Origin of the sequence: Vibrio sp. 10N.222.49.A3 (genome assembly GCF_041475145.1) — a bacterium.
In the GTDB taxonomy this organism is placed as follows: Bacteria; Pseudomonadota; Gammaproteobacteria; order Enterobacterales; family Vibrionaceae; genus Vibrio; species Vibrio tasmaniensis_A.
Map to the genome: position 1 here is coordinate 1 of NZ_JBFRVM010000058.1, position 16,628 is coordinate 16,628.

Annotated in this window: 11 protein-coding genes and 1 pseudogene; 8 read left to right on the forward strand and 4 right to left on the reverse strand. The window is 46.1% G+C overall.

Annotated elements, in window-relative coordinates; translation table 11 throughout:
- The coding region (locus AB4589_RS11920; protein WP_372100575.1) for a VOC family protein at positions 1 to 347 on the reverse strand (347 nt) is incomplete at its 3' end.
- 110 nt (positions 348 to 457) lie between these two features.
- Between AB4589_RS11920 and AB4589_RS11925 the strand changes: the two are divergent.
- Positions 458 to 607, forward strand: a pseudogene (locus AB4589_RS11925) (IS110 family transposase); the annotation flags it as partial.
- A gap of 167 nt (positions 608 to 774) precedes the next feature.
- Here AB4589_RS11925 and AB4589_RS11930 read toward each other — a convergent pair.
- Both AB4589_RS11930 and AB4589_RS11935 read right to left on the reverse strand, forming a co-directional pair.
- Complete coding sequence (locus tag AB4589_RS11930) at positions 775 to 1,200, reverse strand: hypothetical protein (protein WP_012600813.1); 426 nt, start codon at positions 1,198 to 1,200, stop codon at positions 775 to 777.
- A 316-nt stretch (positions 1,201 to 1,516) separates the two neighbouring features.
- On the reverse strand, positions 1,517 to 4,099 hold the full coding sequence (locus AB4589_RS11935; RefSeq protein ID WP_372100577.1) for a molybdopterin oxidoreductase family protein: 2,583 nt from the start codon (positions 4,097 to 4,099) through the stop codon (positions 1,517 to 1,519).
- 472 nt (positions 4,100 to 4,571) lie between these two features.
- Between AB4589_RS11935 and nirB the strand changes: the two genes are divergently transcribed.
- The 4 genes from nirB (at position 4,572) to AB4589_RS11955 (ending at position 11,208) form a co-directional block, all read left to right on the forward strand.
- Positions 4,572 to 7,154: a nitrite reductase large subunit NirB gene (gene nirB / locus AB4589_RS11940; RefSeq protein WP_372100579.1), complete on the forward strand. Its 2,583-nt coding sequence runs from the start codon at positions 4,572 to 4,574 to the stop codon at positions 7,152 to 7,154.
- Positions 7,155 to 7,293: 139 nt separating this feature from the next.
- Positions 7,294 to 7,638, forward strand: a complete 345-nt coding sequence (nirD, locus tag AB4589_RS11945) for a nitrite reductase small subunit NirD (RefSeq protein WP_017103383.1) — start codon at positions 7,294 to 7,296, stop codon at positions 7,636 to 7,638.
- A gap of 142 nt (positions 7,639 to 7,780) precedes the next feature.
- A complete protein-coding gene (locus AB4589_RS11950) occupies positions 7,781 to 9,250 on the forward strand; it encodes a NarK family nitrate/nitrite MFS transporter (protein WP_017102036.1) in 1,470 nt (489 codons plus the stop codon).
- A gap of 167 nt (positions 9,251 to 9,417) precedes the next feature.
- Positions 9,418 to 11,208 carry a protein kinase domain-containing protein gene (locus tag AB4589_RS11955; RefSeq protein WP_372100581.1) on the forward strand — a complete coding sequence of 597 codons (1,791 nt, stop codon included), beginning with the start codon at positions 9,418 to 9,420 and terminating at the stop codon, positions 11,206 to 11,208.
- A gap of 56 nt (positions 11,209 to 11,264) precedes the next feature.
- Here the strand turns inward: AB4589_RS11955 and cra are convergent, their stop codons facing one another.
- Positions 11,265 to 12,269 (reverse strand): catabolite repressor/activator, encoded by a 1,005-nt coding sequence (gene cra, locus AB4589_RS11960; protein WP_009844886.1) that lies wholly within the window; start codon positions 12,267 to 12,269, stop codon positions 11,265 to 11,267.
- Positions 12,270 to 12,642: 373 nt separating this feature from the next.
- Here cra and fruB point away from each other — a divergent pair, with 373 nt between their 5' ends.
- From fruB to fruA, 3 genes are read left to right on the forward strand one after another with little or no spacing between them, the layout of a single operon-like run.
- A complete protein-coding gene (gene fruB, locus AB4589_RS11965) occupies positions 12,643 to 13,776 on the forward strand; it encodes a fused PTS fructose transporter subunit IIA/HPr protein (RefSeq protein ID WP_372100583.1) in 1,134 nt (377 codons plus the stop codon).
- 9 nt (positions 13,777 to 13,785) lie between these two features.
- Positions 13,786 to 14,763, forward strand: a complete 978-nt coding sequence (gene pfkB / locus AB4589_RS11970; protein WP_372100585.1) for a 1-phosphofructokinase — start codon at positions 13,786 to 13,788, stop codon at positions 14,761 to 14,763.
- Between the two features lie 15 nt (positions 14,764 to 14,778).
- Complete coding sequence (gene fruA / locus AB4589_RS11975) at positions 14,779 to 16,539, forward strand: PTS fructose transporter subunit IIBC (RefSeq protein WP_372100587.1); 1,761 nt, start codon at positions 14,779 to 14,781, stop codon at positions 16,537 to 16,539.
- Positions 16,540 to 16,628: the final 89 nt, after the last annotated feature.

The following is a 16,628-nucleotide window of genomic DNA, read 5'->3' on the forward strand; positions in this document are numbered from 1 at the left end:
ACCTTAATCCTTATTTGTTGTACGAATGCTGCGTAGTAAATTTCACCATACTCTGGTCTTAATCCTGGCTTACCTGCACACGAACCACCTAACTCAATGGCTGTAGTATAAAACTGGTCAACAGCTTCTTTTGAAGGCGCATTAAAAGCAATATGAGCACCATTACTTGATGTAGCATTTCCTTCGCAGGGACTTCCGACCCAAAATTCAAAGTTTTCACCATAAGCCGCTGCAATATTTTCTATATAGTGAGCACGCTTAATAGACAACGTAGAAAGAACTGAGTCATAAAAACCAACTGCTTTTACCACATCAGAAGCGCCAACTGAGACGTGATTTAGAATCATTTTTAAGTCCTTTTATTGTTTGAAACTTGAAAGCATACAACGAATGACATGGATTCCCCCTACCGAGGTTCTGCCACACTTATGTGGTACTTAAATGCATCGGAGGCACCATGTCTGATTATTCTTATTTCTGCGGAGTCGACCTAGCTAAAAACCACTTTAGTCCTCATGCCGTAGACCAAAATGGTAAGGTCATACTTCATAAGTCGGCAACTCGCTCTAAACTACTGACTAAAATAGAAAATATGCCACTGATGCGTAGATCCACATGATGACACAATCTTATCTTGGCCTCGTTCGCCTTAATAAAACCCCAAAGCGATGTGCCCTTCAAATGTAATTGTACAATTTACTTAATAAAGAGGCTTCGGGCTTGTTTAACACTCGGAATTTAGTGTTGTCTGCGCAACACCTTAATCCTTATTTGTTATGCCTTTCTTCCAAGTTCAGAATTTTGACCCAACTTACTGCTAAAAACGAACATACAACTAACTAAAATACCGATCTCGAAAAGCCGACATAGAAAAGATGCTGTCTTAAACACCAGACCAGATTCCATCCAAGGCATCACTATTTCGATTAGCACAGCGGCTAAAACCAAAGTATACCCAATGCGTTGATGCCATTTACCTAACACTGGAGAAAAATGGTGGAAAGCTAACAAATAGAGCACCGAAAATAAAGGCATTATAAACCAGGTGAAATACTCAAGAATTTCAATCAACGAGCTACCACCTTCGCCCAAAACCGTCATTAGAATCGGAATAATAAAATTGAGTAGCATGTAAAGAAACGGATATATAAGAATACCCAAGGCAAGATACCGAACTGATTTTTTAACTCTTATTTCCACTTGTACCGCCTTCTCAAGTTGGAGTAACGCATAACGCTTAAGTATTTATCCGCTGTCGTAGCACAATAGATAAATACCTGTTGGACTTGGCCGCTTCTATCTATGAAATTTGCTTTAAAGCGTACCTACGTTCGATTTTTATAGCTAGCAGAGGAAAACTGCAAGCCGTTCACCTTCCACTTCTAGCTACCAATTTGTCTACAGAGACTATACCCGTTGCATAATTTTTTTAAAAGCGAACAATGCCCCTCTCTCGCCATAACACAGCGATAGTTTTATGCATTATAATCAAGCAACTAGGTCACTCTGTATCCCCCTACTTCGCCATAGCACTCAAAAACTCGGCTTCGAACTCTTCATCGGCTTCTCGGGTTAGGCACTCCACCAGCCAGTCGATGCTTTGATGGTCGAGCTTACTGTTCACCACAAAGGCTTGCTTTACGCCAGACTGACCCAGCTTGGCAGAACCGTAGTTCTTGAATGATTTATTGCCGTGGTAATGGAGTGATTTAATCGCCTCTGCATTCGGTTCTGGTAAAGCATCGAGTGTGTTGGCAAGTTGAATCACCAACTCCATTGGGTTCTTCGATGATGAAATACGATACAAAAAACCGCCCTCCACTCTTTGGCGAACCCAGTAATCAAAGCCGCTGCAATCCATCACCTTGTCGCTGACCAGTGCGGCTTCACTGCGATAACCACACGGCTCTACGACAACGGGTGTATGTTTGAACTCTGGTTGGCCTGATGCCGCATCGGTATGAGGCAAAATCAGGTCACACGGTTTGCTGTCTTTGGCGGTCGGGGCGTTCCAGTGAATTGGCATGAAAACTTGCTCTCGGCGCATCTCTTTTGTTACCACTAAGCGAGCTTGGCACTCCCCTTGTGCACTGCGCACTTTCACCACTGGATTAATAGTGGAGTGGTTGAAGGCATCTAGCCCAAACTCATCTAAGCCAAGCTCTGCAACCGTATCTGGGTGCATGGCGACAAACGGCTCTGGGGTGTGCTCACCTAAACCTGCGGCCAAGCCTGTGCGGCTCATGGTGTGCCACTGGTCTCGGATTCGGCCTGTGTTCATGATAAGTGGGAATTCGACACTGGTATCGGCAATCGGCTTATCGTGCTCAACCGCAATAAACTGCGCTTTGCCAGATTCGGTAAAGAACTCGCCAGTGGTGAACATACGCTGCTCAATGGTCTCTGGTTGGTACTCTAGCACTGGCCATTGTTGCGGAGTAAGTTCGCCATAGCCTTTCTCATCCAAGTGAGTAAGCCCGATTAAGCACAAGTCACGCGCTTTACCTGTTTCATTACCGAGTGCCGTCATCTCGCAATATTCTTTGAAGATCTCGCCTTCGTGACGGTAATCAAACTGCTCTTTGAATCCCATTTTTTGCGCGACTTCTTTTAATATCCACCAATCAGGTTTGGCTTCCCCTGGGCTTGGTAATATACGGCGTTGGCGTGAGATTCGACGCTCAGAGTTAGTCACGGTGCCCGACTTCTCACTCCACCCTTGCGCAGGCAGTACCACATCGGCCAAGCGAGTGGTTTCAGTATCAGCAATACAATCCGACACCACCACAAATGGGCACTTCTCTAATGCGGCTTTGATCTTTTCACTGTCAGGTAGGCTTACGACTGGGTTGGTTGCCATGATCCACACCGCTTTGATTTTTCCCTCATTCATCGCATCAAACAAGTCGATCGCTTTTAATCCCGCATGTGTGGCTAAGCTGTCGGTTTGCCAGAACTCGCTCACCGTTTGGTGTGATCGCGGATCACCAAACTCAAAGTGCGCCGCTAAGGTATTGGCTAGCCCGCCCACTTCTCGGCCGCCCATCGCGTTTGGCTGGCCTGTTACAGAGAATGGCCCCATGCCCAGTTTACCAATTTTTCCGGTGGCTAAATGGCAGTTAATAATGGCATTCACCTTGTCACACCCTTGTGTGGATTGGTTCACGCCTTGGGAATAGATGGTGAGCACTTTCTCATTAGAAGCAAACAACTTGTAGAACTGTTCGAGTTGTTGCTCAGTAAGCCCTGTTAGTTCGGGAACACTTTTGTCGCCCCAGCCCGACTCGGTATAACGGTAATGAGTTGCGGATCGAACGGCTTCAGTAAAACCTTGGGTGTGGTGTTCAATGTAGTCAGCGTCGAGCTGGTCGTTATCATCTAAATAGGCGAGCAAACCATTGAACAGCGCGACATCTGAGCCGGATTCCAACGCCAAGTGGATATCTGCAATTTCACAAGTGTCTGTATAGCGCGGGTCAATGACGATCACTTTTAATGCAGGGTTGGCTTGTTTGGCGGCTCTTAACCTTTGGAATAACACAGGGTGACACCAAGCGAGGTTTGAGCCAGTAATCACGACTAGATCGGCTTGCTCGAGATCTTCGTAGCACACCGGTACTGTGTCTGCACCAAATGCTCGCTTATGCCCAACCACAGTTGAAGCCATACACAGCCTAGAATTACTGTCGATGTTGCCACTGCCGATGAAGCCTTTCATCAATTTATTGGCAACGTAATAGTCTTCGGTAAGCAGCTGACCAGAAACATAAAACGCAACCGAATCGGCCCCAAATTCTTCGATCGTTTGATTGAATTTGTCTGCGACCAACTGAGTGGCACTGTTCCAATCCAGCTCTTGTTTTTGCTCATTCTGAATATGAGCAGGCTGTGTTAGGCGTCCTAAAGGCGTGACAGTATCACCAAGCGCAACCCCTTTAGTACATAGCTTCCCGTAGTTTGATGGATGATCTTTATCACCACGTACTTCTAGTTTTCCTAACGATGTTGGTCTCGCTTCTATTCCACACCCTACACCACAATAAGCACAGGTTGATTTTATCCAGCCACTGTTTGAATCGGTCATCCGTTTCTCGCTCAATTATCCATAATTGTAATAACTCAAACCAAGCAAATAGCACGCCACTTAATACCAGCCGACGAAATTGAAATATTTAACATTAAAAACAATTACTTAACAAAAAACAAAATATCAACACTGAATAGATTTCAACTTAACCAAGATAGAAACTTAATTTTTGCACCATCTTGCGGAAAGTTGCACCACAAACGCCCATTTATATAAATCTAACAAAAAATTTACATACCACTTTAGGGGTAAATACGTACTAGCCCATATTTTTAATTCATTGAAAAATAAACGTTAAATTTTATTTAATTTGATGAGATGTAATCTGGCATCCTCCTTGCTCCACTAGAAACCAAGACTTAGAAAAAACATTTTTGTTTTTCTTGATGATTATGAATTGAGTGGAATCTCAACCCGGTATTCATCTGCTAACGACTAGAAATTAGATGCTAGTGGTGGTGACGCCGAGAATAAGGAATGGATTATGAGCAAGAAGAAAATCGTCGTTGTGGGTAACGGCATGGTTGGACACAAATTTATCGACAACATCCTACAATCAGACAGTGATGAGTTTGATGTTATTACTTTCAGTGAAGAGCCAAGGTTAGCCTACGACAGAGTTCAGCTGACGGCTTACTTCAAACGCGGGAATGCTGATGACTTAGCATTAACCAGCGAAGAGTATTACCAAAGCAATGGCGTCAATTACCTTCTCAACGCGAGAGTCGCTCAACTAGATACCGAAAATAAGTGCGTTGTGACTGAATCGGGACATACCGAGAGCTATGACACTTTGATTCTGGCGACCGGTTCATTCCCTTTTGTTCCCCCTATTCCCGGTAACGACCAAGAACACTGCCACGTTTATCGCACCATCGAAGATCTAGACGCCGTTGAACTATCTAGCAAAGGCAGCAAATCTGGCGTAGTGATTGGTGGTGGTCTGCTTGGCTTAGAAGCGGCAAACGCAGTCAAAAACCTTGGCTTGGAAACTCATGTTGTGGAGTTCGCACCTCGCCTGATGGCCGTACAATTAGATGACGGTGGCGGTGCGCTTTTACGCAGAAAAATTGAAGACCTTGGCGTCCAAGTTCACACCGAGAAGGCAACCTCTGAGATAGTCGCGGGTGAGAACGCTCGCTACCGTATGAACTTCGCAGACGGCACCCACCTTGAAACCGATATGATCGTGTTCTCTGCGGGTATTCGCCCTCAAGATGCCCTAGCTCGCAGCTCTGATATCGCCATTGGTGAACGTGGCGGCATCGTGATTAACGATCACTGCCAAACCAACATAGACAATGTGTATGCGATTGGTGAATGTGCCCTTTGGGACAACAAGATCTTCGGCTTAGTCGCCCCCGGTTACTCCATGGCGAAAGTCGCGGCTTCGCATATTGTCTCCGGCGGTACTGACGATGCTGCATTTATTGGCGCTGACATGAGCACCAAGCTCAAATTACTGGGTGTTGATGTCGCCAGTATTGGCGAAGTACACGGCCAAACCGAAGGCGCTCAATCGTATACCTATAACGATGAAATCGAACAAGTTTACAAGCGCCTGATCATATCGGCTGATGGTAAGAAGATTGTCGGTGCGGTATTGGTGGGTGACGCCGAAGCTTACGGTTCGCTACTGCAAATCAAGCAAAATGACATGCCTCTTCCTGAAAACCCATCAGTACTGATTCTACCTAATGTCGCGGATGATTCAGGTTCGGCAATGGGTGCTGAAGCTCTGCCTGATAGCGCTGTGATTTGTTCATGTTTCGATGTGACCAAAGGCGACATTAAAGACGCCGTTTCAGCAGGCTGTACCACGATGGCTGCATTGAAAGAGACAACCAACGCATCGACAGGTTGTGGTGGTTGTTCTGCTCTTGCTAAACAAGTTCTGGATAGTGAGCTGAGTAACCTAGGTGTCGAGGTTTCTAACGATATCTGTGAGCACTTTGCTTATTCTCGCCAAGAGCTGACTGACATCATCCGCGTCAACAAAATCAAGACCTTCGATGAGCTGTTAGATTCTCATGGAAACGGATTGGGTTGTACCGTGTGTAAGCCAGCAGTCGGTTCAATTTTGGCTTCGTACTGGAACGATTACATCCTCGAAGATCAACACATCGAACTGCAAGACACCAACGACATTTACCTCGGCAACATGCAAAAAGACGGCACCTACTCTGTGGTTCCGCGTATTGCTGGCGGTGAAATCACACCCGATAGACTGATCGTGCTTGGTGAAGTCGCTAAAGAATTCGACCTCTACACCAAAATCACCGGTGGTCAGCGTGTCGACTTGTTTGGCGCTCAACTTAACGAACTGCCAATCATCTGGAAAAAGCTAATCGATGCTGGTTTTGAAACTGGCCATGCCTACGGTAAATCGGTACGTACCGTGAAATCGTGTGTGGGCAGCACTTGGTGTCGATACGGCGTCGACGACAGTGTTGGCTTAGCGATTCGACTAGAAAACCGCTACAAAGGCTTGCGTTCACCACACAAGATCAAGTTTGCGGTTTCTGGCTGTACTCGTGAATGTGCAGAAGCCCAATCAAAAGACTTTGGCATTATCGCCACCGACAAAGGTTGGAACCTCTACATCTGTGGTAACGGTGGTATGCGCCCTCGCCACGGTGACCTTTTTGCTACCGACCTTGATGAAACCACTCTTCTGCAATACATCGACCGCATTCTGATGTTCTACACACGTACCGCGGATCGCCTACAGCGTACATCGGTATGGATGGAAAACCTTGAAGGCGGCATTGAATACCTCAAGCAAGTCGTGATTGAAGACAAGCTCAATGTTGCTGAAGAACTTGAAGCTGACATCGCCCTCAACATCGAAAAATACCAATGTGAATGGAAAACCACCATCGAAAACCCTGAAAAGATGAAACGCTTCCAGCACTACATTAACAGCGAAGAAATGGACACTAGCCTGTCATTCATCAAAGAACGAGAACAGCGTTTTCCTAAGCCGAGCTTGAGCTCTTCTTCTGATTCACAACGCGATGAAAAGCTAGCTAAGGCAGACCAAATCGAAGTGACGGAAGTTTCGTAAGCCGAATTGCTGGTGAGTGAATCAGTGACAACTCAACCCAATATCGATAGTCGACAGTGCCGCAGCCCAAGAAAACTGCTGTCGGCTATCACCCTAATTGAATTGATTATTAGTTTTATGTTTTGACTAGGAGAAAGTCATGGAAAATTGGACAACCGTATGCAACACCCGGGACCTAACCCCAAACGGGGGGATTTGCGCCAAAGTAGACGATAACCAAGTGGCTATTTTTTACTGCAAGCGCAGTGACACGCTTTATGGGCTCTCTAATTACGACCCTATCGGCAAGGCGAATGTTATGTCACGTGGTATAATTGGTTCATTAAGCGGAGAGCCTTACGTAGCCTCGCCCTTATACAAGCAGCATTACCACTTAGAAACTGGCGCGTGCCTTGAACAACCAGACCTCAAGCTCGTGAAATTTGAAGTTCGCAAGCAAGGAGAGCAAGTACAGGTTCTCGCACCGCTTGCTATCGCCAGTTAACTAAACGCCGACATCATCATGTAAACGCTTTATAGGCGTGAGCAATTTCGGCATAGGGTTTAGCCACATTAATGCGTTCGAATTTCGGAAGTAACGCACGAGCTAAAACCGGGTAATTTTCCAGATTTAAAGGATTTAAACCATGGATAACACAAAATTTTCGCTGCTTTCATTTACGGGTAAGATGAAAACCTTACACCTAAGTTGGATGGCCTTTTTTATCACCTTTGTTGTGTGGTTCAACTTTGCCCCACTACTGCAAATGGTAAAAACTTCGCTTGGTCTTTCCACTGAAGAGATCAAAACACTCCTTATTCTCAACGTTGCCTTAACCATTCCGGCGCGTGTCGCCATTGGTATGTTAACCGACCGATACGGCCCTAGATTGGTCTACTCTTCGCTACTCGCCGTCTGTTCAATCCCTTGTTTTATGTTTGCTATGGCAGACTCTTTCATTCAAGCCGCGATTGCTCGTTTCCTATTAGGCTTCATCGGTGCAGGCTTCGTTGTCGGTATTCGTCTTGTGTCTGAATGGTTCCCACACAATGAATTGGGTACTGCAGAAGGTATTTACGGCGGTTGGGGTAACTTCGGTTCAGCAGCAGCAGCGTTCACACTTCCAACTCTCGCTCTAGCGTTTGGTGGTGAAGACGGCTGGCGTTATGCGGTTGGTATTACTGGCGTAATGAGCTTAGCGTTCTCGTTTATCTTCTACAAAAACGTGTCAGATACACCAAAAGGTTCAACTTACTTCAAGCCTGCTCAAGTAACAGCAATGGAAGTGACATCAAAGGGTGACTTTTTCTTCCTACTTATTATGAAGATCCCTATGTATGCCGCTTTAGCGCTACTGACTTGGAAGCTTTCACCAAGCAACATCAACATGTTGTCTGACATGGCGGTTTACTCTGTGTATGCCGGTTTGGCTGCGCTTTACGTGTACGAAGTGTCGCAAGTTTGGAAAGTAAACAAGAACGTATTTAAAGAAGAAGTGCCAGAGATTCACCAGTACAAATTCAAGCAAGTTGCGGTACTTAACGTATTGTACTTCGCGACATTTGGTTCTGAACTGGCTGTGGTTTCTATGCTGCCACTGTTCTTCTCTGAAACCTTTGAATTAACGCCGGTTCTTGCAGGTATGGTTGCATCGGCTTATGCCTTTATGAACCTAATGTCTCGCCCAGGTGGTGGTTGGATTTCAGACAAATTCGGTCGTAAACCAACACTGCTTATTCTAACGATTGGTCTTGCTGTGGGTTACTTCGCAATGGGTCAAGTAGACAGCACTTGGCCTGTATGGCTAGCGGTTGTCGCGGCGATGGCGTGTTCTTTCTTCGTGCAAGCGGGTGAAGGTGCAGTATTCGCAACAGTTCCTCTAATCAAGCGTCGTATGACAGGTCAGATTGCTGGTATGACCGGGGCTTACGGTAACGTGGGTGCGGTAGTTTACCTAACTGTGTTGTCATTCGTGAGCTACCAAACCTTCTTCTTAGTGATTGCTGCAACAGCGGTACTTGGCTTTGTAACTCTACTGTTCATGGAAGAGCCTAACGGTCAAATAGCCGAAGTAAACGACGACGGCAGTGTCACGCTGATTAATGTTTCAAGCTAGGGTCTGTACTAAGAAGCATTGATATTATTGAATCGGGAGAGGCACCTTAGCGGATACATCAACGCTAGGTGCTTCGTTCAAAGGCTCTACGTTCACTAGAGCTTTTGTTCTTCCTAGGATGTTCTGTCAAGGAAGCGGGAAGAAGAACAGTTAAAAGAAGACCAGTTATGACAATTTCATTCAGCCAAGGGCAAGTCGTCACGCCAGAATCCAATAACCAACTGACTTTGAAGTTTGGCGGCTATTCGAATAAAGGCATACGTGATGAAAACCAAGACGCCATCATTGTAAAGCACCCCAAAACTCGTACTGAGCAAGAGCTAAAAGGCAGTGTTGCTTGTATAGCAGACGGGGCAAGTTGCAGTGAACACGGCCAGAAAGCCAGTCACACCAGCGTGATGCAGTTTATCGACGACTATTACGCCACTCCAAATAGCTGGAGCATTCAACGTTCGGCACAAAAGGTCTTAACCTCACTCAATTCTTGGCTCTTCAACACGTCTGTTTCTAATATTCATCCCGCGCAACAAGTGAACCACAATGCCCTCGTTTCGACGTTCAGCAGCGTGATATTAAAATCGAACACCGCACATATATTCCACGTTGGCGACAGTCGCATTTACTTACTCAGAGATGGAGAATTACGCCAACTGACCCGCGACCACACCCGTAAAAATATGGGGCAGAAGCATTATCTAACACGTGCCTTAGGCATGGACAACCAGCTCAACGTTGACTATCAAACCCTGCCTATCAAGAAAAACGACTGCTTTATCCTAACGTCTGATGGGGTGCACGAGTTTGTATCTCCCAATACCTTCAAAGAACACATCGATAAACCCGGAGCGGATTTCGAATACGCTGCACAAACTATCTGTAATACCGCTTTAAGCCACAATAGTTCAGACAACGTGAGCTGCTTGATTGTGCAAGTCATCCATCTGCCTAAACCTTCGCTGATTGAATTCCATGAGAAGCTGGCTAAACGTGCCATCCCACCCGCTTTAAAGCTCGGGCAAAGTATCGACAACTTCATGGTGCTTGAGGTGTTGTATGCAGGCTCTAGAAGCCATGTGTATCGTGTGATGCAAAAAGAGACACAAACCGAGTTCGTGTTAAAAGTCCCTTCTGTTCAATATCACGATAGTCCATCGCAACTCAGAGCTTTCTTCAATGAACAATGGGCAGGGATCTTGTTAAAAAACAAGAGAGTCATGAAGGTTTACCCGACGCCAGAGAACTCGCAATTCTTATATCAAATCTGCGAATGGGTAGAAGGCATCACACTAAGACAATGGATGTACGACAACCCAAAACCGTCACTCAATGAAGTGCGCGACATACTAGAAAAGATCACTCAAGGCATCCGAGTATTACAACGTGCAGACATGGTGCACCGAGACTTAAAGCCCGAGAACATTATGCTTCAACGTGATGGTGAGGTAAAAATCATCGACCTTGGTGCGGTATTAGTGAGAGGCCTTGAAGAGGGAGAGCTCACCGACAAAGAGGACACTCCATTAGGCGCGGTCAATTACATAGCGCCCGAGAGCATCAAGCACAACACGGCAACCACAAGCTCTGATCTGTTCTCTATCGCCGTGATCGGCTATGAGATGCTAACAGGTGCATTGCCCTACTCTGAAATGACGGCACAGTCGCTTAAGCAATCGCGCCACCATCAATGGGAATACCAACCCATCACTCAGAAACGAGCGGACTTACCCAGTTGGGTGGATTTGGTGTTACAAAAAGCCTGCGCGGAATCACCAAGCGAACGTCATCAAGTGTTGGGAGATTTTGTAGCAGATCTTTACACACCAAACCAAAGCTTGGTTAAAAGCAAAGCCAAGCAACCTTTAATAAACAGAAACCCGATCCAGTTTTGGAAAGTGTTGGCTTTGTTGCTCGGCATTGTTGCCATTGTAGAGTTGGGCTTATTGCTTGGTTCGAGTTAACTCCAAGTTCGAGCTAAGTGTCCAAGTCTAACCTAGCTTGTTTAAACTAACTGGAATTAGCCTCGTCTCACTAAACTTCTCGGCACGAGTTCAATACCCGCTTGGTAACGCTTAGCGGATGCATTTAACGCCAAAGCAAAAGCGCTGTCGGCAATTACTTCAAACTGCTGCGGCAGTGAATGGACTTTAAAAGGCAAGAAGTCGAGCAGTCGGTTATCACCAAAGGTTGCCAGTTTTACTTGATTAATCAGCTCTGGTTTTTCAACCATTACATCCAACACACCCTCTAACAAGGTGTAAGACATAGTCACAATCGCATCAGGAACCGTGCCTTTTGCAATCCAACCCTCAAAAACCTCTCGCCCAGATTCCCTATCAAAGTGCTCACCATAACCCACAACCATCGGCTTGTTTTCTGCGAGCCCTGTTTGTTGAGTATGTGCTTTATTCGCAGCTTCAAAACCTAGGTGACGTTCGCGTGAGATATTTAGATCAGGAAGTGCGCCTATCAAACCAACACTATGAATATTGTCATCGAGAATCGAATGCGTCAGTTCAAATGCGGCTTCGAAATCTTCACTGAGTACGCAAGCAAAGTGCTCATCATCTAACGGACGGTCAATTGCGATCACAGGCGTTCCTGAGTTTTGCAACTTTAAGTAGAACTCGTTGGCGTCTGGCATTGAGCTCGCAACCAGCAAGGCATCAATACGACGACTTACCAAAGCTTCAGCCACTTTTCGTTCTGTTTCAGCATCATCATCAGAACAACCAATCAATATCTGGTAGCCCACTTTACGTGAATTCTGCTCTATCAATTTTGCCAAACGCGCGTAACTGCTGTTTTCCAGATCAGGAATAATCAAACCAAATGAACGGCTATTACCAGCACGCAGCGACGAAGCAGCATGGTCTGGTCGGTAGTTATACTCTTCCACCACCGCCATGACTTTCTGCTGCGTCTTTTCACTGATTCTGTATTTCTGCGCCTTGCCGTTGATGACATAACTGGCCGTGGTTTTCGATACTCCAGCCAATTTAGCAATTTCATCAAGTGTCATATGGGTGACCTGTATTTTGTGCGTAGGATCATATAACCAATGATCTGATCCTCGGATTAGTTGAATTATATGCTGAATCGATTCAGTATAAAAGCTGAAAGGATTCAGCAAAATCTGAAAAGTGACTTCAATCATCCTTTTGAATGGATTGAGCGTCATTTGTTGTGATTCAACTTCTCGTTATTAACGAAACTGAAATTACGACACGCAGCAAAACTATTTTGAAAATCGAAATTGGCTTTGCTGAATTTTTTTACACTGAATGCTGAACCGATTCAGCTAAAGTAAAGCAAAGAGTAAAGTTCACTAATTCTTGCTCTAGTTGGAATCGTAGCGACACACAAATTCTCAAGCGATACGCTAAAGAGGCACCATGCTTAAATTATCAAAATCTGACATCACTCTAGGCCAAACGGCCAATGATAAGTTCCAAGCAATCCAAAATATTGCAGGCGACCTAACAGCCAAAGGCTTAGTTGACTCTGGCTACGTTGAAGGAATGCTGAACCGTGAAAACCAGAACTCTACGTTCCTTGGCAACGGTATCGCGATTCCTCATGGAACGACTGACACTCGTGGCCTAGTGAAAGAGACAGGCGTTGCGGTACACCACTTCCCTGAAGGTATTGATTGGGCAGACGGAAACCGTGTTTACGTTGCGATTGGTATTGCAGCTAAATCTGATGAGCACTTAGGCATTCTTAAGCAACTGACCAAAGTGCTAGCGGCAGACGGTGTTGAAGAGAAATTAAAGCAAGCAAAATCAGAAGACGAAATCATCGCCCTACTTAATGGCGAAGTTCAGCTAGAAGCAGACCTAGACGCTTCTTTAGTTCAGCTGCTGTTCCCTGCAAGCGACATGATTCAAATGTCGGCAGTTGCGGGCGGCCTACTTAAGAACACAGGTTGCACAGACAACGCATTCGTTGCTGACTTAGTAACAAAAACACCGACTCACCTAGGCCAAGGCTTGTGGTTGTTGGGCAGCGATAAAGGCGTAACTCGCACTGGCGTATCTTTCGTTTCAACAGCGAACGATTGCGAATACGAAGGCACACCAGTTAAAGCATTGGTGGCATTTGCTGCTTGTAACAGCGCTCACCAATCTATTCTGGCAAACCTAAGCAAGATGGTTTTCGAAGGTAAACAGCAACAACTGTTAACCGCTGACGCAGCACAAGTGATTGGCCTTCTAAAAGGTGAAGCGGCTTCTACAGCTTCTCAAGACGACGACAACTGCGCGGTATTCAAAATCAAAAATGCACACGGCCTACACGCTCGTCCGGGCGCAATGCTAGTCGCTGAAGCGAAGAAGTTCGAATCAACTATCCGCGTATCAAACCTAGATGGCGATGGAGAAGAAGTGAACGCGAAGAGCTTGATGAAAGTAATCGCGCTTGGCGTTAAACACGGCCATCAGCTTCAGTTTGTTGCTGAAGGTGAAGATGCAGATCAAGCACTTGAGTCTATTGGCAAAGCTATCGCTTCTGGCCTTGGCGAAGGTTAGGAAATCGATATGTCTGATAAACAAATCAAAGCCGTTACCGTAACCCTAAACCCTGCTCTAGATCTGACAGGTAGCATCGATGTGCTAAACGTAGGTTCAGTTAGCTTGGTGAACAAAAGCTCACTGCATGCAGCGGGTAAAGGCGTAAACGTAGCAAAAGTACTTTCAGAGCTTGGCGCTAAAGTCACCGTAACAGGTTTCCTTGGTCGCAATAACGAAGAACCGTTCTGCCAACTGTTCGAACAGATGGGCGCAACTGACCGCTTTATTCGTGTCGACGGCGCAACTCGCATCAACGTGAAGTTAGTAGAAGAAAGTGGTCAAGTTAGCGACATCAACTTCCCTGGCGTAGCGGTAACACCGATTGCCATCGAGCAGTTTGAGCGCACTCTATTCGGGTTAGCTGAAGACCACGAATATTTCGTGATTGCAGGCAGCTTACCTCAAGGCGTTTCACCTATGTTATGCGCATCGTGGATTCAGAAACTTCACGATATGGGCAAGAAAGTGTTATTCGACAGCAGCCGTGATGCACTTAAAGCGGGGCTCGATGCACAACCATGGCTGATCAAGCCAAACGATGAAGAGCTATCTCAGTTATTCAACGCCGAACTAACTACACTCGACCAATGCCAACACGCAGGCCAAGCCCTAAGTGAAAAAGGCATCGATAACATCGTTGTGTCACTTGGTGCTGAAGGTGTGATGTGGCTTAACCAAGGTGAGTGGTTACACGCTCAACCACCGCGCATGCAAGTAGTAAGCACGGTAGGTGCAGGTGACACCTTAGTTGCTGGCCTATGTTGGGGTCACATGCAACAGATGCCAAAACCAGAACTTATTCAATTCGCAACCGCCCTATCTGCTCTAGCAGTTTCACAGGTAGGCGTGGGTGTAACCAGCCAACAAGAGCTGGATTCAGTACGACAAAATATCCAATTACAGGCGCTTAGTGCTCCAACTAGTCAGTTAGACACAAGCAAATAGGACAAAAGGTTTATTATGAATATTACCATTATCACAGCTTGCCCTAGTGGCGTAGCAAACAGCATCATCGCAGCAGGCTTGTTAGAGCAAGCTTCAAAAACACTGGGTTGGAACGCCGCTATTGAATGTCAATCTAGCGTATTACCTAACTCTCCAGTATCACAAGACACGATCGACAGCAGCGACGTTGTCGTTATTGCTGCCAACACAAACGTTGATAAAGCGCGCTTTGTTGGCAAAAAAGTGTACCAAGCAGCTATCTCTGAATGCACAGCAGATGCAAAAGCATTTCTAGAGAAAGCGGTAGCAGAAGCAACGGTATTAGACGCTTCTCAAATTGAGACTACAGTGGAAATTACTGGTACTTCAGCAAACTCTTCTACAACAGCAAGTACAGGCAGCAAAAAGATCGTAGCGATAACAGCTTGCCCGACTGGTGTTGCACACACCTTTATGGCTGCTGAAGCGCTGGAAGCAGAAGGCAAACGCCTAGGTCACCAAATCAAAGTGGAAACTCGCGGCTCTGTAGGTGCGAAAAACCAACTGACAGACCAAGAAATCGCAAACGCTGATCTTGTTATCATCGCTGCCGACATCGACGTTCCTCTTGATCGTTTTAACGGCAAAGCGCTGTACAAAACCACAACAGGTCCTGCTTTGAAGAAAACAAAGCAAGAGATGGAAAAAGCATTCGCTGAAGCTAAGCCATACCAGCACACAGCGTCTTCAAATTCAGCGCCTGCTGATGAGAAGAAAGGTGTGTACAAGCACCTAATGACAGGTGTATCTCACATGCTTCCTGTGGTTGTTGCGGGTGGTTTGATCATCGCACTGTCTTTCGTATTCGGTATCGAAGCCTTCAAAGAAGAAGGCACATTAGCAGCAGCATTGATGACTATCGGTGGTGGTTCTGCATTCGCACTGATGATTCCTGTTCTTGCTGGTTTCATTGCATTCTCTATTGCTGACCGTCCGGGTCTGGCTCCAGGTCTAATCGGCGGTATGTTGGCTAGCTCAACAGGTGCAGGTTTCCTAGGTGGTATCGCAGCGGGTTTCATTGCGGGTTACGCAGCAAAATTCATTGCCGACAAGGTTCAACTTCCACAATCCATGGAAGCCCTCAAACCGATTCTGATCATTCCGTTTATCGCGAGTTTGTTCACTGGTTTGGTCATGATTTACATCGTTGGTGGTCCAGTTTCAGGCGTGATGAGCGCAATGACAGACTTCCTAAACAACATGGGAACGTCTAATGCGATTCTTCTGGGTGTGATTCTAGGCGCAATGATGTGTTTCGACCTTGGTGGTCCAGTAAACAAAGCGGCTTACACGTTCGGTGTTGGTCTATTGGCTTCACAAACTTACGCACCAATGGCAGCAATCATGGCAGCAGGTATGGTTCCGGCTCTAGGTATGGGCCTTGCAACTTTCCTAGTGAAAGACAAGTTTGAAGCAGGCGAGCGCGAAGCAGGTAAAGCATCATTCGTTCTTGGACTATGTTTCATCTCTGAAGGTGCAATCCCATTCGCAGCGAAAGACCCAATGCGTGTTATCCCAGCATGTATGGCAGGTGGCGCACTAACGGGCGCTCTATCAATGATGTTTGGTGCACAACTAATGGCTCCACACGGCGGCTTGTTCGTACTGCTAATTCCTGGCGCTATCTCTCCAGTACTTATGTACCTAGTGGCGATTGCAGCAGGTACAGCAGTAACAGGTTTTGGTTACGCAGCTCTTAAAAAGATGAGCAATTCTAAAGTGACTGCCGAGGCTTAATCCCCCTACTCTGTTTAGCGGTTAAGGCTGACGAACAGAGGCTCTTGATAAAACAAAGGCTCCTCATTTGAGGTAATGCCGATCAGTTA